At 65.1% G+C, this 19,213-nt stretch carries 18 protein-coding genes; 9 read left to right on the plus strand and 9 right to left on the minus strand.

Annotated elements, in window-relative coordinates:
• Window positions 1-239 precede the first annotated feature (239 nt).
• The 4 genes from GGD62_RS09405 (at window position 240) to GGD62_RS09420 (ending at window position 4,962) form a co-directional block, all read left to right on the plus strand.
• Window positions 240-1,829, plus strand: coding sequence for an ABC transporter ATP-binding protein (locus tag GGD62_RS09405; protein WP_409333937.1), 1,590 nt, complete (start codon window positions 240-242; stop codon window positions 1,827-1,829).
• Window positions 1,813-2,904 (plus strand): ABC transporter permease, encoded by a 1,092-nt coding sequence (locus GGD62_RS09410; protein ID WP_183708143.1) that lies wholly within the window; start codon window positions 1,813-1,815, stop codon window positions 2,902-2,904. The genes GGD62_RS09405 and GGD62_RS09410 overlap by 17 nt, the downstream gene beginning before the upstream one ends.
• Window positions 2,891-3,808 carry an ABC transporter permease gene (locus GGD62_RS09415; protein WP_183708145.1) on the plus strand — a complete coding sequence of 306 codons (918 nt, stop codon included), beginning with the start codon at window positions 2,891-2,893 and terminating at the stop codon, window positions 3,806-3,808. The genes GGD62_RS09410 and GGD62_RS09415 overlap by 14 nt, the downstream gene beginning before the upstream one ends.
• Before the next feature lie 77 nt (window positions 3,809-3,885).
• Complete coding sequence (locus tag GGD62_RS09420) at window positions 3,886-4,962, plus strand: BMP family ABC transporter substrate-binding protein (RefSeq protein WP_183708147.1); 1,077 nt, start codon at window positions 3,886-3,888, stop codon at window positions 4,960-4,962.
• 94 nt (window positions 4,963-5,056) lie between these two features.
• Here GGD62_RS09420 and GGD62_RS09425 read toward each other — a convergent pair whose 3' ends face one another.
• Window positions 5,057-6,406, minus strand: a complete 1,350-nt coding sequence (locus GGD62_RS09425) for an 8-oxoguanine deaminase (protein WP_183708150.1) — start codon at window positions 6,404-6,406, stop codon at window positions 5,057-5,059.
• 147 nt (window positions 6,407-6,553) lie between these two features.
• Here GGD62_RS09425 and GGD62_RS09430 point away from each other — a divergent pair, with 147 nt between their 5' ends.
• Both GGD62_RS09430 and GGD62_RS09435 read left to right on the plus strand, forming a co-directional pair.
• On the plus strand, window positions 6,554-7,381 hold the full coding sequence (locus GGD62_RS09430) for an FAD binding domain-containing protein (RefSeq protein ID WP_183708152.1): 828 nt from the start codon (window positions 6,554-6,556) through the stop codon (window positions 7,379-7,381).
• Window positions 7,378-10,119, plus strand: coding sequence for a molybdopterin cofactor-binding domain-containing protein (locus tag GGD62_RS09435; RefSeq protein ID WP_183708154.1), 2,742 nt, complete (start codon window positions 7,378-7,380; stop codon window positions 10,117-10,119). The genes GGD62_RS09430 and GGD62_RS09435 overlap by 4 nt, the downstream gene beginning before the upstream one ends.
• Window positions 10,120-10,186: 67 nt before the next feature.
• On the opposite strand, the gene uraD is transcribed toward GGD62_RS09435, so the two are convergent.
• The 5 genes from uraD to GGD62_RS09460 form a co-directional block, all read right to left on the minus strand.
• Window positions 10,187-11,074: a 2-oxo-4-hydroxy-4-carboxy-5-ureidoimidazoline decarboxylase gene (gene uraD, locus GGD62_RS09440; RefSeq protein ID WP_183235319.1), complete on the minus strand. Its 888-nt coding sequence runs from the start codon at window positions 11,072-11,074 to the stop codon at window positions 10,187-10,189.
• A gap of 6 nt (window positions 11,075-11,080) precedes the next feature.
• Entirely contained in the window at window positions 11,081-12,016 is a 936-nt protein-coding gene (gene puuE, locus GGD62_RS09445) for an allantoinase PuuE (RefSeq protein WP_092261790.1), read from the minus strand.
• Window positions 12,017-12,430: a DUF3830 family protein gene (locus GGD62_RS09450; RefSeq protein ID WP_014493672.1), complete on the minus strand. Its 414-nt coding sequence runs from the start codon at window positions 12,428-12,430 to the stop codon at window positions 12,017-12,019.
• Between the two features lie 90 nt (window positions 12,431-12,520).
• Window positions 12,521-12,793, minus strand: coding sequence for a hypothetical protein (locus tag GGD62_RS09455; protein WP_183708156.1), 273 nt, complete (start codon window positions 12,791-12,793; stop codon window positions 12,521-12,523).
• Between the two features lie 1,229 nt (window positions 12,794-14,022).
• Entirely contained in the window at window positions 14,023-14,424 is a 402-nt protein-coding gene (locus GGD62_RS09460) for a hypothetical protein (RefSeq protein ID WP_092261791.1), read from the minus strand.
• A 303-nt stretch (window positions 14,425-14,727) separates the two neighbouring features.
• On the opposite strand from GGD62_RS09460, the gene GGD62_RS09465 reads away from it, so the two are divergent.
• Window positions 14,728-14,985, plus strand: coding sequence for a DUF2798 domain-containing protein (locus GGD62_RS09465; protein WP_183708158.1), 258 nt, complete (start codon window positions 14,728-14,730; stop codon window positions 14,983-14,985).
• Between the two features lie 7 nt (window positions 14,986-14,992).
• Here the strand turns inward: GGD62_RS09465 and GGD62_RS09470 are convergent, their stop codons facing one another.
• The 3 genes from GGD62_RS09470 to GGD62_RS09480 form a co-directional block, all read right to left on the minus strand.
• Complete coding sequence (locus GGD62_RS09470) at window positions 14,993-16,780, minus strand: chloride channel protein (RefSeq protein WP_018320683.1); 1,788 nt, start codon at window positions 16,778-16,780, stop codon at window positions 14,993-14,995.
• Between the two features lie 12 nt (window positions 16,781-16,792).
• Window positions 16,793-17,446, minus strand: coding sequence for a class II aldolase/adducin family protein (locus tag GGD62_RS09475; RefSeq protein WP_183708160.1), 654 nt, complete (start codon window positions 17,444-17,446; stop codon window positions 16,793-16,795).
• 158 nt (window positions 17,447-17,604) lie between these two features.
• The gene (locus GGD62_RS09480) at window positions 17,605-18,231 is read right to left on the minus strand and encodes a MarC family protein (RefSeq protein WP_018320685.1); all 627 of its coding nucleotides are present in this window, start codon (window positions 18,229-18,231) and stop codon (window positions 17,605-17,607) included.
• A gap of 88 nt (window positions 18,232-18,319) precedes the next feature.
• On the opposite strand from GGD62_RS09480, the gene GGD62_RS09485 reads away from it, so the two are divergent.
• Both GGD62_RS09485 and GGD62_RS09490 read left to right on the plus strand, forming a co-directional pair.
• The gene (locus tag GGD62_RS09485; RefSeq protein WP_018320686.1) at window positions 18,320-18,526 is read left to right on the plus strand and encodes a hypothetical protein; all 207 of its coding nucleotides are present in this window, start codon (window positions 18,320-18,322) and stop codon (window positions 18,524-18,526) included.
• Between the two features lie 113 nt (window positions 18,527-18,639).
• Window positions 18,640-19,206 (plus strand): ferritin-like domain-containing protein, encoded by a 567-nt coding sequence (locus GGD62_RS09490; RefSeq protein ID WP_092261794.1) that lies wholly within the window; start codon window positions 18,640-18,642, stop codon window positions 19,204-19,206.
• Window positions 19,207-19,213: the final 7 nt, after the last annotated feature.

A 19,213-nucleotide genomic window follows, 5' to 3' on the forward strand; every position in this document is an offset into this window, starting at 1 on the left:
ACTGCGACGTCAAGGCTGCATAGCGGGTTCCGATTTGCCATGAACCGTCACAAATCTGCAACAGGCGCCCGCGGAAGCCGCGCCCGTAAGGCAATGTGCGGGCGCCTGAACACCGGTCTTCGTCCCGGCGAGAGCTGGCGCGCTGCCACAAGCTGCCTGCCAAAGCGTTGAGCAAGGGATGACGCATTTTCCCACCTTACGCCGGGGTTCAAACTGGCCCACTATTGGGGCATTTCACCATGCAAGCGCATCAGCGAATGTTGGATTCGACACCTGACGGCCTGAATTCCGGCGAGTCCCCGCTGCTGCGGACGATCGGACTCACCAAACGCTATGGCGATTTCCTCGCCAATGATTCCATCGACATCGATATTTGGCCAGGCGAGATCCACGCGCTGCTCGGCGAGAACGGCGCCGGCAAGTCGACGCTGGTCAAGGCGATCTACGGGCTGATCCAGCCGAGCGCCGGCGAGATTCGCTGGCAGGGTCGACGAATCCTGCTGTCCGGTCCTTCGGAAGCACGCAGCCTTGGCATCGGCATGGTGTTCCAGCACTTCTCGCTGTTCGACAATCTCACCGTCGCCGAGAACGTCGCGCTCGGCCTCGACGGACGGGAATCCTTCAAGGACATGTCGGCGCGACTGGAGCAGGTGTCGAAGACTTACGGCCTTCCGCTCGATCCCGAACGCGAGGTCTGGCAATTGTCGGTCGGCGAGCGCCAGCGCATCGAGATCGTCCGGGCGCTGATGCAGGATCCGAAATTCCTGATCCTGGACGAGCCCACCGCCGTCCTGACGCCGCAGGAAGCCGATCAGCTGTTCATCGTGCTGGAGCGGCTCAAGGCCGAAGGCCGCGCCATCCTCTACATCAGCCACAAGCTCGAGGAGGTGAAGCGGCTCTGCGACACCGCCACGATCCTGCGTGGCGGCAGGAAGGTCGAGACCTGCAATCCCCGGCGCGACACCGCCGCTTCGCTGGCGCGCATGATGGTCGGCGGTGAGATCAAGGAAGTGAAGGCGGCATCCGGCCGGACAACCACCGTGCCGCGGCTCGTCGTCAACGATCTTTCGCTCGCGCCGAGCGAGCCGCATGGGGTCCGGCTCGAGCACATCTCGTTCGAGCTGAAGGGCGGCGAGATCCTGGGCATCGCCGGCGTCGCCGGCAACGGCCAGGAGGAGTTGTTCGCCGCGCTGTCCGGCGAGCGGTTGTCGAAGGACCCCGGTAACGTGGTGATCGAAGGCATTGCCGCCGGCCATCTCTCCATCACGCAGCGACGCAGGCTCGGAGCAGCTTTCGTTCCCGAAGACCGGCTCGGCCATGGCACCGCGCCGCGCATGAAGCTCTCGGAGAACGCGCTGCTCACCGGACATGCCGCGAGCGGCATGGTCCATCGCGGCTTCATCAATACCGCGGCCACGCTGAAGACCGTCGACCGCGCGACCGAGACATTCGACGTCCGCAAGGCCAAGCGCGATCCGGAAGCCGCATCCCTCTCCGGCGGCAATCTGCAGAAGTTCATTGTGGGACGCGAGATCCTGCGCAACCCCGCTGTGCTGGTGGTGAGCCAGCCGACCTGGGGTGTCGATGCCGGCGCCGCCGCCGTCATTCGCCAGGCGCTGCTTGATCTGGCGACCGCGGGCGCCGCCGTGCTCGTGACAAGCCAGGATCTCGACGAACTCGCCGAGATCGCCGACCGCATCGCCGTGATGTTCCACGGCAAGCTGTCGGCACCGCTCGCGACCCGCGAGGCAACGCGCGAAAAGCTCGGCCTTCTCATGGGCGGCAGCAGCCTCGAGCCAAAGGAGGTCGCGCATGCAATTGGTGCTTGAGAAGCGCGCCGAGCGCTCGGGCACGATCGCGCTGGTCTCGCCGCTGATCGCGATCGGCCTCACGGTCGTGACCATGATCATCCTGTTCGCGATCCTCGGCAAGAATCCGCTGCTCGCGCTGCATGCCTACTTCATCGCGCCACTGACGGACGGCTATTCGCTGCAGGAGATCGCGGTGAAGGCGACGCCGCTGGTGATGATCGCGATCGGCCTGTCACTGTGCTATCTCGCCAATGCCTGGAACATCGGCGCCGAAGGTCAATTCCTGATCGGCGCGGTTGCGGGAAGCTGGATCGCGGTGAAGACGCAAGGCACCGACGCCGGCGCCTGGGTGCTGCCGGTCATGCTCGTCCTCGCTGCCGCTGCGGGCGCGCTCTATGCACTGATCCCTGCGATCTGCAAGGTGAAGTTCGGCGCCAGCGAGATCCTGACCAGCCTGATGCTGGTCTATGTCGCCGACCTCTTCCTCGATTATCTCGTGCGCGGCCCCTGGCGCGATCCCAACGGCTTCAACTTCCCGACCACGGCCGAGTTCGATCCGGTGGCGAGGGTGCCATTGCTGATCGAGGGCGGCCGGCTGCATCTCGGCTCGATCATTGCGCTTCTAGTCGTCGCCGCGGCCGCAATCCTGCTCGGGCGAACCATCAAGGGGTTCGAGATTCGTGTCGTCGGCGCAGCGCCCCGCGCGGCCCGGTTCGGCGGCTTCAACGCCGATCAACTGATAATCCTGACCTTCGCGATATCAGGCGCGCTCGCAGGGCTCGCCGGCATCATCGAGGTGGCAGGTCCGGTCGGTCACCTCCAGCCCGGCATCTCACCCGGCTACGGCTTTACTGCGATCATCGTCGCCTTCCTCGGCCGGCTGAATCCGCTTGGAATATTAATTGCAGGCCTTTTCCTTGCGCTGACTTTTATCGGCGGCGAGCAGGCGCAGATCGCGATGAAGATTCCATTGGATGTCACCAAGGTCTTTCAGGGCATTCTGCTGTTCTACGTGCTCGCCTGCGATTCCCTGATTCTCTATCGCTTCAAGCTGAGCTTCCCGAACCGTCAGGTGGCCCGTGGAACTCATTGAAGCCATCATCCTGGCCGTGCTCGCCGCGTCCACGCCGCTCCTGATCGCCGCGACCGGAGAGCTCGTGACCGAGCGCTCCGGCGTGCTCAATCTCGGCGTCGAGGGCATGATGATCGTTGGCGCGGCCTGCGGCTTTGCCGGCGCCTGGCTCACCGGATCGGTCTTCGTCGGCGCGCTGTTCGGCATCATCGCGGGCACGATGATGTCGCTGATCTTCGCATTGATGGCCCTCGGGCTCGCCGTCAACCAGGTGGCGACGGGACTCGCACTGACCATCCTCGGCGTCGGGCTGTCCGGACTGATCGGCGCCGGCTTCGTCGGCGAGCGCATCACGCCGGTGGTCCATCTCGCCATTCCGGGCCTCACCGACATCCCGCTGGTCGGGCGCGTGCTGTTCGGCGAGGATGGCTTCGTCTATTTCTCGATTGCACTCGTCGTCGGCGTCTGGTGGTTCCTGTACCGCACGCGGGCGGGATTGATCCTGCGCGCCTGCGGCGACAATCACGTCTCCGCGCACGCGCTCGGCTATCCCGTGCTGCGCATCCGCACCTTCGCGGTGATGTTCGGCGGCGCCTGCGCCGGCCTTGCCGGCGCTTATCTGCCGCTCGCCTATACGCCGTTCTTCATTCCCGGCATGACCGCGGGCCGCGGCTGGATCGCACTGGCGCTGGTGGTGTTCTCATCCTGGCGGCCGGGCCGGCTCGTGATCGGCGCCTATCTCTTCGGGGCCGTGACGATCCTGCAATTGCATGCGCAGGGCTGGGGCATCGGCATTCCCTCGCAATTCATGTCGGCGCTGCCTTATCTTGCGACGATCATCGTGCTGGTCCTGCTCTCCCGCGCGCGCAGCGGCGGCTCGACCGCACCGGCCGCGCTCGGCACCGTGTTCGTGCCCGACCGCTGAATTTCATTTCCGCGGCGCGCGCGATGGGGCGCGCACGTTGCGGATCGTGGCTTTCCCCTGATGTTTGGAGATCGATGATGAGGAAATCACTTCTTGCGCTGGCCGCCGGACTCCTGCTCGCCGGCAGCGTCAGTGCAGTCTCCGCCGCCGACAAGCTGAAGGTCGGCTTCATCTATCTGGGTCCGATCGGAGATTTGGGCTGGACCTATCAGCACGATCTGGCGCGGCAGGCGCTGGTGAAGGAGCTGGGCGACCAGATCGAGACCACCTATCTGGAGAACGTGCCAGAAGGTCCGGACGCCGAGCGCTCCATCGAGCAGCTCGTCCGCGCCGGCAACAAGCTGATTTTCACGACCTCGTTCGGTTACATGGATCCGACGCTGAAGGTCGCGAAAAAATATCCGAACGTGCATTTCGAGCACGCGACCGGCTACAAGCGCAATCCGAACATGTCGACCTACTCGGCCAGATGGTATCAGGGCCGCTACATCCAGGGGCTGATCGCGGCCAAGATGTCGAAGTCCGGCGTGCTCGGCTATATCGGCTCGTTCCCGATTCCGGAGGTCGTCTCCGGCATCAACGCGACGATCCTGGCGGCGCAGACCATCAAGCCTGACATCAAGGTCAAGATCATCTGGGCCAACACCTGGTTCGACCCTGGCAAGGAGGCCGACGCCGCCAAGGCGCTGATCGACCAGGGCGCCGACGTCATCATGCAGCACACGGATTCGCCCGCCGCGATGCAGATCGCCAGCGAACGCGGCAAGCTCGCCTTCGGCCAGGACTCCGAGATGATCAAGTTCGGGCCCAAGACCCAGCTGACCTCGATCCTCGACACCTGGGGTCCCTATTACATCGAGCGGGTCAAGGCCGAGCTTGCCGGCACCTGGAAGTCCCAGGATAGCTGGGGCGGCCTCGACAGTCACATGTTCGCGATGGCGCCCTACACCAATATGCCCGACGAGGTGAAAAAGCTCGCCGAGGATGCCCAGGCCGCGATCACTGCAGGCAAGCTGCATCCGTTCAAGTGCCCGATCGTTGGGCAGGACGGCAAGCCGGTCGAGTGCAAAGGCGGCGATCACCTCGACGACGGCCAAATCCTCGGCATGAATTTCTACGTCAAAGGCATCGACGACAAGCTGCCGGGCAAGTAGCACGCTTCTTGCTTGGGCTAGATCACCTGCTCCTCCCGGAGGAGGTTCGGAGGGGGTGGCCAGAAGCACCCGGCACTTGTGGTCGCCCCCTCTTTTATCCCATCCGCATGAGCCGCGCCGCCGAGCTGTGACGGCGGATGAGGTCTGCCACATCGAGGCCGGGGATCGCGCCGTCGATCACGGCCCATCGTCCCCCCACCATCACCCGATCGGCCCGATGCGCCCCGCACAGCACCAGCGCGGCCAAGGGGTCGCCATGGCCGGAGAAGCGCAATTCGTCGAGCCTGAACAGCGCGAGGTCCGCAGCCTTGCCGACCGCAATCTCTCCGAGTTCCGGCCGGCCGACGCAGGCTGCCGACCCCTTGGTGGCCCAGCGCAGCGCGTCCTTGTGGCTGACCTTGGCCACGCCATAACGCGCCCGTTGCAGCAGGAACGCGGCCCGCACCTCCTGCATCAGATTCGATCCGTCGTTCGAGGCCGAGCCGTCGACACCGATCCCGATCCCGACGCCGACCTCCTCCATCTCGCAGACCGGGCAGCAGCCGGACGCCAGCAGCTGGTTGCTGCACGCGCAATGGCTGATGGTCGTCTTCGCCTTGCCCAGCCGCTTCATCTCGTCGGCATTGAAAAATATGCCGTGGGCGAGCCAGGTCCGCGCATTGAGCCAGCCGCATTGCTCGAGATAGTCGAGTGGACGGCAGCCATACATCTGCTGGCAAAATTTGTTCTCGTCCTCGGTCTCGGCGAGATGGGTGTGCAGGCGCACATCCAGCTTGTCGGCGAGATCGGCGGTGGCGCGCATCAGCGACGTCGTCACCGAGAACGGCGAGCACGGCGCCAGCGCGATCTGTACCATCGCATCGGCGCCGCGCTGGTGGTGCCTCGCCACCACGCGCGCGCTGTCGGCGAGGATCGTGTCCTCGTCCTGCACGACGCTGTCAGGCGGCAGGCCACCGTCCCGCTGCGACAGGTTCATCGAGCCGCGCGTCAGCAGCACCCGCACGCCGAGACGACTTGCGACGCCGACCTCGATATCGACGGCGTCCTCGAGACCCGCGGGGAAGACGTAGTGATGATCCGTCGTGGTGGTGCAGCCCGAGAGCAACAGCTCGGACATCGCCACGGTGACGCCGAGCTCGACCGCCTCAGGCGTCAGCCTCGCCCACACCGGATAGAGCGCCTTGAGCCAGGGGAACAGCTCCCGATCCATCGCCGCCGGCAGCGCCCGGGTCAGGGTCTGGTAGAAATGATGATGGGTGTTGATCAGGCCCGGCAGCACGACATGTGCGCTCGCATCGAACACCGCGACGTCAGCGGTCGCAGGCGTGGCGCCGGCCGGCACCAGCTCGACGATGCGGCCGTCGGTGACCACGATTCCGCGCTCGGCACCGTCGGCGAGGACGGCCAGGGGATCCCTGATCCAGATCGGCTTTGTGTCGCTCATGATCCCGATTCTCCTCATACCCGCTGACAGGCCAGCCAGGTAAACGCTGGCTCGATCACCTTCGCGCCACGACTTGCTTGTTGCGACTTGGCTCCGGTCTTGCAAGAATCATCGACACGATTCACCGGCGGAAGCTTTGGCGCAGCCATGGATTTGAATACCATCACGACAGTGGCCCGTCCGCAAACACGGACACAATTGCCGGCCTGGACCGCAGGGGACGCCTGGCTCGCGGGCGGCACGTGGTTGTTCTCGGAGCCGCAGGTCCATCTGAAGCGGCTGATCGATCTGACCGATTTGAAATGGCCGGCGCTGACGATCACAGACAGCCATCTCTCCATCGCCGCCACTTGCACGGTCGCGCAGCTCGACGGACTTGCCTGCCCGTCCGACTGGCTCGCCGCGCCGCTGATCAACCAATGCTGCCGCGCCTTCCTTGCCTCGTTCAAGGTCTGGAAGACCGCGACCGTCGGCGGCAATGTCTGCATGTCGCTGCCGGCGGGACCGATGATCTCGCTCACCGCAGCGTTGGGCGGCGTCTGCACCATCTGGAAGGCCGGCGGCGGCGAGCAGAAGATTCCTGTTGTCGACTTCGTCACCGGCAACCAGCGCAATCGCCTGACGCCGGGCGACCTGCTTCGCCAGATCGATATTCCGATTGCCGCGCTGAAGCGCCGCACGGCATATCGCCAGATCTCGCTGGCGCCGGTCGGCCGCTCGGCGGCGCTCCTGATCGGCAGCCTCGATGCCGATGGCACGCTGACGCTGACGGTCACCGCATCGACGGCGCGGCCGATCCAGCTGTCGTTCGCCAAGCCGCCCGATGCGGGCGCACTTCGTGATGCCATCATACAGCAGATCACGGATGACCTGTACCACACCGACATCCACGGCCAGCCGCTCTGGCGCAAGCACATGACATTGCGGCTCGCCGAAGAGGTTCGCTGCGAGTTGCTGGGGGCAATGCCGTCATGAGCTTCGAGATCAACGGCAAACCGTTTGCGCAGGAACCGCGCGCCGGCCAGTGCCTGCGCACGTTCCTGCGCGAGCTCGGCCATTTCGGGGTGAAAAAGGGCTGCGACGCCGGTGACTGCGGCGCTTGCACCGTGCTGCTCGACGGCGAGCCGGTGCACAGCTGCCTGATCCCGGCGTTCCGGGCCGAGGGACGCGCCATCACCACGATCGAAGGTCTGGGCGGAGACCACGGCACGCATCCGATGCAGCAGGCCTTCCTCGACGCGCAGGGCTTTCAATGCGGCTTCTGCACCGCCGGCATGATCCTGACCTGCGCCTCGCTGAACCAGGCGCAGCGGACCGATCTCGGCGCGGCGCTGAAGGGCAATATCTGCCGCTGCACCGGCTATCGCTCGATCGAGGACGCATTGCTCGGCAACACCAATGTCGAGGCAAGCGTCGAAGCCGGAGCCGCGTTTGGCCGCAGCCTGCCGGCGCCCGCAGGCCCCGACATCGTGCGCGGCGAGGCGCGCTACACCTTCGACACTGCCATCGACGGACTGCTCCACGTCAAGCTGGTGCGGTCGCCGCATGCCCACGCCAGGATCGTCGCGATCGATAAGTCGGAAGCGCTGAAGGTTCCCGGCGTGCACGCGGTGCTCACGCATGAAGACGCACCTTCCATGCTGATCTCGACCGCGCGGCACGAGATGGACTGGATGGACCCCGAGGACACCCGCGTTCTCGACGACGTCGTCCGCTTCATCGGCCAGAGGGTCGCCGCCATCGTCGCCGAGAGCGAGGCCGCCGCCGAGGAGGCCTGCCGCCGGCTGAAGCTCGATTATGAGATTTTGCCCGCGCTGATCGATCCGGAGCAGGCGATGGCGCCCGGTGCGCCCATCATTCATCCCGACCGCACCACCGCGAACCGCATCGCCGACGCCCAGCGCAACCTCGCTGCGGAGACACATGGCGAGTTCGGCGACGTCGCGGCGGCGCTCGCGACATCTGCCGTCACCTACGAGGCCACCTTCCACAGTCATCGCGTCCAGCATGCGGCGCTGGAGACCCATGGCGGCCTCGCCTGGCTCGATACTTCCGGCGTGCTCAATGTCCGCACCTCGACGCAGGTGCCGTTCCTGACCCGGCGCGCGCTGTCGGATATCTTCAAGCTTCCCATGGACAAGGTCCGCGTGTTCTGCGAGCGCGTCGGCGGCGGCTTTGGCGGCAAGCAGGAGATGTTCGTCGAGGACATTCTGGCGCTCGCTGCGCTCAAGACGGGACGTCCGGTGAAGCTGGAGCTCACCCGCGAGGAGCAGTTCATCGCGACCTCGACGCGGCACCCGATGCGGGTCCACATCAAGGCCGGAGCAGATGCCGACGGCAAGCTCACCGCGCTCCAGCTCGACGTGCTCTCCAACACCGGCGCCTACGGCAATCACGCCGGCCCGGTGATGTTCCACTCCCTGTCGGAGTCCATCGCAGTCTACAATTGCCCGAACAAGCGGGTCGACGGCTACGCCGTCTACACCAACACGGTGCCGGCGGGTGCGTTTCGCGGCTATGGCCTGCCGCAGACGTTGATCGCGATCGAGGCCGCGATCGACGAGCTGGGCAAGCAGCTCGGCATCAACCCCTACGAGATGCGCCGGCGCAACATCGTGAGGGACGGCGATCCCATGCTGTCGCCGCCGCCGTCCGAATTTCACGACGTGCTTTACGGCTCCTACGGTCTCGACCAGTGCCTCGACCTCGTCGAGCGCGCGATGCAGGCTGACGGCCCGCAGCCGGACCTGTCGCCGGACTGGCTGATCGGCGACGGCGTCGCGCTGACCATGATCGACACCGTGCCGCCGGCGGGCCACCTCGCCGACGCGACGATTACGCTCAACGACGACGGCGGCTTCGATCTCAGCGTCGGCACCGCCGAATTCGGCAACGGCACCAGCACCGTGCACCGGCAGATCGCCGCGACCACGCTGGCGACCACCGTCGACCGGATCCGCTTGCGCCAGTCCGACACCGCCCATGGCGGCCACGACACCGGCGCCTATGGCAGCGCGGGCATGTTCGTCGCCGGCAAGGCGACGCATGCGGCTTCCATTCAGCTCGCGACCGAGCTGAAGGCGGCCGCCGCCGGCGCGTGGCTCTGTGACATCGGGAGCTGCGTGCTCGAGGACAATGCCGTCGTCAGCGGCGTCCGGCGCATGCCGTTTACGGAGCTGGCGAAGCTCGCGCGCGAGCACGGACAGCCGTTCGCAGGTAGCGGCAATTCCACCGGCACGCCGCGCTCGGTCGGCTTCAACGTCCAGGGTTTTCGCATCGCCGTGAACAAGGCCACCGGCGAGCTCAGGATACTCCGGAGCGTGCACGCCGCGGACGCCGGCATCGTTGCCAATCCGATGCAGTGCCGCGGTCAGGTCGAAGGCGGCGTCGCGCAGGCGCTCGGCGCCGCGCTCTACGAGGAGATGGTGATCGACGCGACCGGCCGGGTCACCAACCCGAAATTCCGCGATTACCACCTGCCTTCGTTCGCCGACGTCCCGCGCACCGACGTGTTCTTCGCCGAGACGTCCGACACGATCGGTCCGTTGGGCGCGAAGTCGATGAGCGAGAGCCCGTACAATCCGGTCGCAGCCGCGCTCGGCAACGCGATCGCGAATGCCACCGGCATCCGCTTCACCGCGCCACCGTTCAAGCCGGACCGGCTGTTTCCGGCGCTGCTCGACAAGTTTGGCGACTCCACTGGGACACGATAGCTCGACCACGGCGACGCCGTTCTCCCTCGCCCCGCAAGCGGGGCGAGGTGAAGAGCGCGCCTTGCATTTAGCTGCCGCGATAGGTCGAATAGCTCCATGGCGTGACCAACAGCGGCACGTGATAGTGCCCCTCTGGCTCGCTGACGGCAAAGCGCAGCGGGATCTCGTCGAGGAACGGCGGATCCGACAGCGGCACGTTGCGCTCGGCGTAGTATCTGGCAATGCTGAATTTGAGCTCATAGCGGCCGATCGGCAGCGGACGGCCGCCGATCAGCGGCTGATCGGTGCGGCCGTCCGCATTGGTGACCGCGCGCGCGATTACACGGCTCTCGCCGAGACTCGCGAGCTCGACGAGCTCGACCGGGATACCGGACGCCGGCTTGCCGACGTGGTTGTCCAGCACATGAGTCGAGAGCCGGCCGTGCACCTTCAGCCTGTCGTCGGCCATGACGAGCTGATCCAGCCGCAGCGCGGAGATGCGGCCGATCTCCTCGATCGCGCGCCGCGTCTCGGTCTTGGCGATATTGCGTAATCGCGTCTCGAAGTCGCGCAGCACGGAATCCCGGGTGTGACGACGCACGCAGACGATATAGGGGAAACCGAACTTGTCCCGATAGGCGCTGTTGACGCGCTCGAACGCCGCGTATTCCGCATCCGACAACCGGTCGAGGCCGGCGCTGTTCTGCTCGTCGGTCGATTCCGCCGTCAGCCCCGCCGCGCGCTGGGTCTTACTGGCGAGATCGGGATGCGCCCGGATCAGCGCCAGTTGCGCGTCGGGTTCGGCACTCTGGATCGCCGCCATCAGCGCTGCGTGCAACTGGTTGACGCCGGCGAACGGCCGCTTGTCGGCGAGCTGCTCGGCGATCCACGGCGAATATTCGACGACATTGGCGAGCGCCGCGACGAAGTCGGCCTTGCTTGCGGCATTGAGATCGGCGAGCGAGATCTGCGACATCGTCCTTCAACCGATCTCGAATGCGTCGGCCGCAAGATGAGCATGCTTGTCGTGCCAGTGCTGGGCGATCTGCAAACGCGTCGGCACCCAGACGCGTTCGTGCTTGCCGATATAATCGAGGAAGCGCATCAGGCCCGCAGCGCGGCCGGGCCGGCCGGCGAGACGGCAGTGCAGACCTACCGACATCATCTTCGGCGCGGTTTCGCCCTCCGCATAGAGCACGTCGAAGGCGTCCTTCAGATAGGTGAAGAACTGCTCGCCCTCGGCAAAGCCTTGCGGGTTGATGAAGCGCATGTCGTTGGCGTCTAGCGTATAGGGAATGATGAGCTGCTTGCCGCCCGCGCTCTTGACCCAATAGGGCAGATCGTCGGCATAGGAGTCGCAGAGATAGAGGAAGCCGCCCTCCTCCATCAGCAAACGGTTGGTGTTGATCGAGGACCGCCCGGTGTACCAGCCGAGCGGCCGCGATCCGGTGGCCTCAGTGTGGACGCGGATCGCTTCCGCGATCTCGGCGCGCTCCTGCGCCTCGGTCATGTCCTTGTGCTCGATCCATTTCAGGCTGTGGCTGGCGATATCCCAGCCCGCCTCCTTCATGGCGGCGACGATTTCGGGGTTGCGCTTCAGCGCGGTGGCGACACCGAACACGGTGGTCGGCCAGTTGCGTGCGGTGAACATCCGCCACAGCCGCCAGAAGCCGGCGCGCGAGCCATATTCGAACATCGATTCGATATTGGCGTGGCGCTGGCCCGGCCAGGGCTGCGCGCCGAGCACGTCGGACAGGAACGCTTCCGAGGCGCGGTCGCCGTGCAGGATGTTGTTCTCGCCGCCTTCCTCGAAATTGACGACGAACTGCACCGCGACTCGCGCGTTGCCGGGCCACTCGGGGTGCGGCGGGTTGCGGCCGTAACCGCGGAGATCGCGCGGGTAGCGTGTGTCAGCCACTCAGACTTCCTCGAAGCGGATCGGCAGCGCGCCCTTCCACAGCACGCTCTTGCCCAGCGTCGCCAGATTCTCCAGGCCCGAGGTCAGCGTGATGAAGTGGTTGCCGGCGAGCTGGCCCATCTTGCTGGCGAAGTGAACACCGCCATAGGCCAGCAGGATCTCGGTCTCGCTGATGCCGCCGGGATAGAGGATGATCTGGCCCGGCGCGGGATAGCTGGTGTGGTTCTCGTAGCCGACGCCGAAATCGAGATCGCCGAGCGGCATCCACACGCCTTCGCCGCTCCAGCGCACATGGATGATGTGGCTTTCGAACGGCAGTGCCTTGCGGAAGGCGGCGACGGTCTTGGGTGCCAGTTGCTCCTCGAAACGGGCATCGAAGGTGAAGTCGCCGGCACGGATAACGAGTTTGCTCATCTCATCTCTCTGGATCGGGGCCGGTGGCCCCACGGATAATTTTCAAGCAAAGAGCACTCCCGACAGTTTCGCGCAAGGGGCGCGGACGCATCACCTGCGGTCGTAGGACCAGCCGAAAATGCCGCTCCGCCGCGTCTCCGGTTCCGGCTCGGCGGCCGGCGGAGGGGCTTCCTTCAGTTCCGCCCGCGGCGTCGGAGGCGGTGCCGGCAGGGTCTCGCATTTCATGGAGTAGACCAGCTTGCCGTCCGCGGTACGCCCGATCGGGGCACAGGGATCGGGATGTCCGGCCGCGGTCTTCGGCGCCAACTTGACTTGCGCGGCCGCCGGTGACGCCAGCAGCAGAACCAGCAGATATCTCGACATCATTGTCGCCTGAAAGCTCGATTGGCCCATTGAACCGGATTGGAGCGGGCAAGTCCATCGGCGCCGGAGGGCGCGATTGCCGAATATTTAGCCGTGTCCCGGACAAGCCGCAGCGCGTCTTGCCGCTGCTGCGCATAGCTCGGATCCAGATGGCGACACGGTACGACGCGGAGCGGGCGCACGCTGTCTCCACATGTCATTGCGATGCTCCAGTGCACATCCCAGCGGCGGTGCCGTAGGGTGGGCAAAGGCGCACTTGCGCCGTGCCCACGATCTCCGTCCATAAGCGACAAGGCGTGGGCACGCTGCGCTTTGCCCACCCTACGAGATCGAGTTTGTGGCACGTAGCTCAGCTCGCAGACACGCCTCTTCGTCCTCGCGGCGCAATTCGCCCGAGCTTTGCTTGGTCACTCCACCCTCATAAAGCCAAGAGGGCGCAGGGAAGGCCGGGTGCTGGCTCGCACCCGCGGTCCGCTGCGCGAAATGCACACGCAGGAAGAACCGCACAGCAGCATACAGGTGGTGCCGATCACTCGGCCTTCCCTGCGCGGTGGTTGGACGGCTTATGCCGTGATCTCCCGGGAGCCGACCATTCCTTCTGGCCTCCCTCGCCGTTCGAATTGGATGATGCCGTCCACCCGGTTGGGCTCGCGCGCATCTTCGAACAGCTTGACCGTAGCAACGACGGCCAGGACCACACGGTTTTGCCGTACGCGCATTCGCTGGTCACCACATTATCTCCCGGCCTTGTCGACGTTGCCGGAAGAATGTGACGAGACGAACTGAACAGCGCCGCTCATCCGCACGAAGCCTCGGGCTCACAGGGACTACCCGCCCTGCCCGCGCCTCTCGTGCCGACGCTGCCGCGTCCACCGCAAGCCCGGCTCGCGACAGTGACGACCACATAGTCGCCCCTCTTGGGTGAGCCGGGATGGGCAAACACATACGCCGAAACCGAATTTCGGTAAAGTGGAATATTTTCGCGCGCATGGATTGACAGAGGGCGACACAGGCACGATCGCGTAGCCCGGATGGAGCGCCAGCGTAATCCGGGACGGTGCGAGATGCCGGGCGGGCGGACCCGGATTGCGCTTCCGCCGTCGCTCTTCGAGCTATGGCGGACAAGTCGCTTCATCCGGGCTACGAGGGTACCGACGCATCAAAAAAGGGCGGCACAAAGTACCGCCCTTTTCGCGCAACCCAATCCGGGCCGCGTTGAAAACAGCCGCTCAGTAGCCCGGATCGTAATAGAACGGACTGCCGCCGCCGTAATAGCCTTGACCGCCATAATAGCCGGGACCGCCGTAGTAGGGACGCGAACCATAATAATAGCGGTTCTCGTAGTAGTCGCGGCGCCGCTGCTCGGCGATCACCCCGCCGATGATCCCCGCCGCGGCGCCCATGAAGGCGAGGCCTGCGGCGTTCGACCCGCGCCGATAATAGTGGCGCCGCCGGGCGCTGAAATCGGTGACGTCGGAGGAGCCCTGCCCTGCCGTGACGGGCTTTCCAGACACCGCCCCGGGGGACGCCGCAGCCGAGGGCGATGCGGAGGTTGCGACCAATGCCAGGCTTGCGAACGCGGCCAGCACCATGTTGCGGCCGGCTGCGGAAATCATGGGTCTCACAGTCATTTTGACCTTCCTATAATCTTGCCGATGCTCTTGCCAAACGTAGGGATGTGCAAACCGGATTCAATGCGCAAACCGTTGAGATGGTTTCATGTTCGCGGCAATCTGCCACGCTTTGAACGATTGTAAACCGAACGACCAACTCGCAGCTTGAACCATCGAACCTGAGCGGATAATGAACAGCCGCGCCGTTTTTCGGTCGCCGTAAGCGTTTCACGTGAACCAACGCATCAACCGACGCCGTCGGGATCGATGCCATTTGCAGGGTTCAACGTGATCGACGCGTCCTTTTCCAAGAGAAATCAGATGATTGTGGTTCGCAAACTGCCGGCGCGCTATGCGCCGATCGTGATGCCGTTCGTGCTGTCCATCCTCATGACGGCCGTGGTGTCGGTCATTTCGACGCTCCGGAGCTTAGGGGCGACGCCGGCGTTCCTCGCGACCTGGCCGGGCGCCTGGGCGCTGTCCTGGCTGGTCGCCTTTCCGACGCTGCTGGTGGTGCTGCCGATGGTGCGGCGGATCGTGACGCTCCTCGTCGCAGCCCCGCCTCAACCAGGCCACTAGAAGGCGCCTACGACAGCGCACCAAGCACGCCGCGCGTCGCCTTGTCGATCTCCTCGACATAGCGGCGGCGGGCGAAGTTTTCGGTGAGGAAACCGACCACCTTGCGGCTGTCGGTGGAATCCACCACCGCCAGCATCTCGGCTTCGGCCTCGTCGAACACCGCCATCGCCGACTTCACGTTCATTTCCGGGATCAGCACGATGTCGATCAGGCGGGCGAGTTCGATCACCTGGATGTCGTCGGCGATGGTGTCGAGGTCGCTGGAGAACAGGTCCGGCAGCAGGACCAGGCCTACATATTCGTCGGAATTGTTGACGATGACGATACCGGGCCGCGATCCCAGCGCGAACTCGCGGCGGACCGCGGCGATCGTCGTGGTCGAGGGCACCTTGCCGACGTCGGAGCGCATCAGCCGCTCGACGGTGAGATTGCGCAGCCAGCCGACGTCGTTGGCGCTGCGGATGGTCTCGCCGCGCAGATGCAGGCGCCAGGTCGAGAAGGAGTGGCCGAACATGAAGCGGACGCAGATCGAGGTGACGATGCAGCCGGCGAGCACCACGGCGGTGACGTCGACGTTGCGGGTCATCTCGAGCACCAGGAACGACATGGTCAGGGGGCCGCCGACGATGGCGACACCAAGCGTCGCCATGCCCGTCAGCATCGCCACCAGCGGATCGATCGCGAAGTTCGGGCTGATCAAGAGCAGCACCGCGGCAAAGAACTTTCCGATCAGGCTGCCGACGAACAGCGAGGCGAAGAACAGACCGCCGCGGAAGCCGGAGGCGAGCGAGACCAGGCAGGCCGTCACCTTCAGGGCGATGATCAGCGCGATCAGGCCGATCGTCATGTCGTGAAAGAGATCGAGCACCATGGCGCCATGGCCGGCCGCCAGCACCTGCGGCGTCACGATGGCAAAGCCGCCGACGATGAGGCCGCCGATCACCGGCCGGAGCCAGATCGGCAGCCAGGCGAACAGGCGCTCGAACATCGGCGAGGAGCGCATCACGGCGATGCCGACGCCGCTGGTGATGAGCGCAAGTCCGATCAGGGCCAGATATTGCTCGACGCCGACGGCGCTGACCTTGGGTATCTCCAGCGAGTATGGCGCGCCGCCGAGCCATTGCGCGGTCAGCGCGCCGGCGAGCGAGGCTGCCAGGATCGGGGCGGCGCTGCCGACCGAATAGACGCCGACGATCAACTCACAGGCATAGAAGGCCCCGGTGATCGGCGCGCCGAACGCCGCCGCGATCGCAGCCGCCGCGCCGCAGCCGACCATCAGGCGAAGATCGTTGCGGCGCAGATTGAAGAACTTGCCGAACAGCGAGGCGATCCCCGAGCCGATCTGGGTATAGCCCGCCTCGAGGCCGACCGAGGCGCCGCAGCCGTTGGAGATCAGCGTCTGGCTCGACACGATGACGCTGTCCCGCATCGACAGATTGCCGCCGCGCAGCGCGTTCGCCTCGATCGGATCGACCGCATTCGAAATCTTCATCCGACGCCGCGACCACTCCATGATGCCAAGCGAAAGCCCACCCAGCGCCGGCGCGATCAGTGCCGCCCACGGGCTGACGCTCGCGTGGGCCGACAAGTGGACATCGACGGGAATTCCATAGATCACCACGTGCGCGATCTGCGCGATATGCGCCATCAGCGTCACCACCGCGCCGGCCAGCGTGCCGATCACCAGCGCCAGCGGGATCAGGTAGAACTCGTTGCTGCGCAAGAGGGCGCGCAGCCGAACCATGGTGCGGTTCGTCCCCTTGCGATCCACGAGATGCCTGATCCGCACGAACACCTTCTGCCTGCCCTACCCTTCCGACAGGCCGTAGCCGGCCATGCGCTGGCGGACCCGCTCGATCTCGGCGCTGGGGAGCAGCGGCGGCTGTCCGATCTGGAGGCAACCGTGATATTGCCGCGCCAGCGTTTCCACCTCGACGGCGAGCCACATCGCCTTGTCCAGCGTCTTGCCAATCGCGATCATGCCGTGATGGTCCAGCAGGCAGGCAAGCCGCCCCTCCAGCGCCTGCACCGCATGTTCGGACAGCTCCACGGTTCCGAACGTCGCATAGGGCGCGCAGCGGATGCTGTCGCCGCCGGCCGCCGCGATCATGTAGTGCACCGGCGGAATCTCCATGCCCATGATCGCCAGGATGGTGCAATAGGTCGGATGGGCGTGCACGACGGCGTTGACGTCACCCCTCGACTTCAGGATGTCGCGATGAAAGCGCCATTCGCTCGACGGCTTCTGATCGGGCGCATGTGTGCCGTCCATGGCCATGAAGACGATCTGGTCCGGCGTCATGGCCTCATAGGGCACGCTGGTCGGCGTGACCAGGAGCCCGTCCACATGCCGGACAGAGATATTGCCCGAGGTGCCCTGGTTGATGCCGAGCGCGTTCATGCGCCTGCAGGCGTCGATGATGGCCTGTCTCTTGGCGGGCTCGTCCGCTGTCATCGACATCCCGATTTCCTGATCGATGGTCTTGTTAGACCGGAAGTACGTCAAAGCAACATGGCAGTGCAAGCGAAAGCGGCCCGGATCCGGTGCCACCTTGTCGCCTCTCCTGCCAGACCACGAAATCGACGGCAAAATCAACGAATTCACAGATTGTCGCAGCCCTATGACAGGCTCAAGCGGACGGCCGCAATCCCGTTGATCACGAACTGCACGGAATAGGCCGCGAGCAGCATGCCGAGGACGCGCGACAGCACCGCATTTCCGGTGCGTCCGAGGGTCGTCGCGATCAAATGTGCCGAGACGAAGCACAGCATGCAGAGCAGGCAGACCGAGAGGACGACCGCGATGATCACCGCGAGTCTCGCCCCATAGCCGGCATCGCCCGAAAGCAGCAGCGTGGTCGCAATCGCGCCGGGGCCGGCCATCATGGGGATGGCCAGGGGAAACACCGCGACATCGGAGGCGTGCTCGGACGTCGCCTTGTCGGCCTCGCGGGCCTCGCGATGCGGACGATCGCCGAAGATCATCTGGTAGGACACGCCGAACAGCAGCAGCCCGCCGGCGATCTGGAAGGCGGGGATCCCGATCCCGAGCTGGCGCAGCAGCCAGTTTCCGACCAGCGCGATCACCACCAGAATCGAGGCCGCGATCAGCGGCGCGCGCAGCGCGATGGTTCGTTTGACCTTGTCGGGCATGCCCCCCGTCGCGGCCAGGAAGGCCGGCGCAAGGCCGACCGGGTCGACCACCAGCAGCAGCGTCACGAAGGCGGACAGGGCGAAGTCGAGCATGTGTCGGTGGGATCCTTGGACGCTGGAACGATGGCTGCCGGGCTGACTTAGCCCAGCAAAGCCGCTTTGGAAATCACTGGAGGCGACAATGAGCGACAGTGGAATCGGAATGCTTCTCGGCCAGCTCTCGGCCAACCTGCTCTGGCTCTGGTTCATCGGAGCCTTCGTGCTCGGCGGGGTCCTCGTCTATGGCGTGATGAAGGCCGGCCACCTCAGGCGCAGCGAGCGGGCGCAGCTCGATCGCAATACCGAGGCACGGCAGCGCCAGGAAGATCCCTACAAGCGCCCGACCTGAACGGTTGCCGCGCGCGCCGGTTGCAGTTTGGAACTTTCGTTCTCCAACCGGCTTTGAACGCCTGAGGATTGGGGAAGGAGATGCCTTCCCGTGTCACCTCAAGAGGAGGACATATGGCTAAACGAGCGAAGAAACGCGCACCCAAGAAGACCGCCGCGCGCCGACCGCGTCAGGCGCCGAAAATGCTCAGCGACCTGTTTCTGGAAACGCTGAAGGACATCTATTTCGCCGAGAACAAGATCATCAAGACGCTGCCGAAGATGGCCAAGGCCGCGCAATCGAAGGATCTGGCGGCCGCTTTCAACAAGCACCTGCGTGAGACCCAGGGCCAGGTCAAGCGTCTGGACCAGATCTTCAAGATGCTGGGCAAGCCGGCACGCGGCAAGCCCTGCGAGGCCATCAACGGCATTACCGACGAGGGCGCCGAGATCATGAAGGAGTTCAAGGGCGCACCTGCGCTCGATGCGGGGCTGCTCGCGGCCGCCCAGTCGGTCGAGCACTATGAGATCTCCCGCTATGGCACCCTGCGCACCTGGGCCGAGGAGCTCGGCATGCAGGACGCAGCAAGGCTGCTTCAGGCGACGCTGGAGGAAGAAGAGGCGACCGACCATACGCTGACCGAGCTGGCGACGTCCGTGATCAACCTCGAGGCGGAAGAAGATTACCGCGCCGCGGCCTAACGCGGTG

This window comes from Bradyrhizobium sp. ERR14 (genome assembly GCF_014198235.1).
Lineage (GTDB): Bacteria > Pseudomonadota > Alphaproteobacteria > Rhizobiales > Xanthobacteraceae > Bradyrhizobium.

What these genes read in the sequence shown, in the direction of transcription:
- GGD62_RS09405 (WP_409333937.1), top strand. Translation starts at nt 240, where the DNA reads ATGCAAGCGCATCAGCGAATGTTGGATTCGACACCTGACGGCCTGAAT.
- GGD62_RS09410 (WP_183708143.1), top strand. Translation starts at nt 1,813, where the DNA reads ATGCAATTGGTGCTTGAGAAGCGCGCCGAGCGCTCGGGCACGATCGCG.
- GGD62_RS09420 (WP_183708147.1), top strand. Translation starts at nt 3,886, where the DNA reads ATGAGGAAATCACTTCTTGCGCTGGCCGCCGGACTCCTGCTCGCCGGC.
- GGD62_RS09425 (WP_183708150.1), bottom strand. Translation starts at nt 6,406, where the DNA reads ATGAGCGACACAAAGCCGATCTGGATCAGGGATCCCCTGGCCGTCCTC.
- GGD62_RS09430 (WP_183708152.1), top strand. Translation starts at nt 6,554, where the DNA reads ATGGATTTGAATACCATCACGACAGTGGCCCGTCCGCAAACACGGACA.
- GGD62_RS09435 (WP_183708154.1), top strand. Translation starts at nt 7,378, where the DNA reads ATGAGCTTCGAGATCAACGGCAAACCGTTTGCGCAGGAACCGCGCGCC.
- uraD (WP_183235319.1), bottom strand. Translation starts at nt 11,074, where the DNA reads ATGTCGCAGATCTCGCTCGCCGATCTCAATGCCGCAAGCAAGGCCGAC.
- GGD62_RS09450 (WP_014493672.1), bottom strand. Translation starts at nt 12,430, where the DNA reads ATGAGCAAACTCGTTATCCGTGCCGGCGACTTCACCTTCGATGCCCGT.
- GGD62_RS09455 (WP_183708156.1), bottom strand. Translation starts at nt 12,793, where the DNA reads ATGTCGAGATATCTGCTGGTTCTGCTGCTGGCGTCACCGGCGGCCGCG.
- GGD62_RS09460 (WP_092261791.1), bottom strand. Translation starts at nt 14,424, where the DNA reads ATGACTGTGAGACCCATGATTTCCGCAGCCGGCCGCAACATGGTGCTG.
- GGD62_RS09465 (WP_183708158.1), top strand. Translation starts at nt 14,728, where the DNA reads ATGATTGTGGTTCGCAAACTGCCGGCGCGCTATGCGCCGATCGTGATG.
- GGD62_RS09475 (WP_183708160.1), bottom strand. Translation starts at nt 17,446, where the DNA reads ATGTCGATGACAGCGGACGAGCCCGCCAAGAGACAGGCCATCATCGAC.
- GGD62_RS09480 (WP_018320685.1), bottom strand. Translation starts at nt 18,231, where the DNA reads ATGCTCGACTTCGCCCTGTCCGCCTTCGTGACGCTGCTGCTGGTGGTC.
- GGD62_RS09485 (WP_018320686.1), top strand. Translation starts at nt 18,320, where the DNA reads ATGAGCGACAGTGGAATCGGAATGCTTCTCGGCCAGCTCTCGGCCAAC.
- GGD62_RS09490 (WP_092261794.1), top strand. Translation starts at nt 18,640, where the DNA reads ATGGCTAAACGAGCGAAGAAACGCGCACCCAAGAAGACCGCCGCGCGC.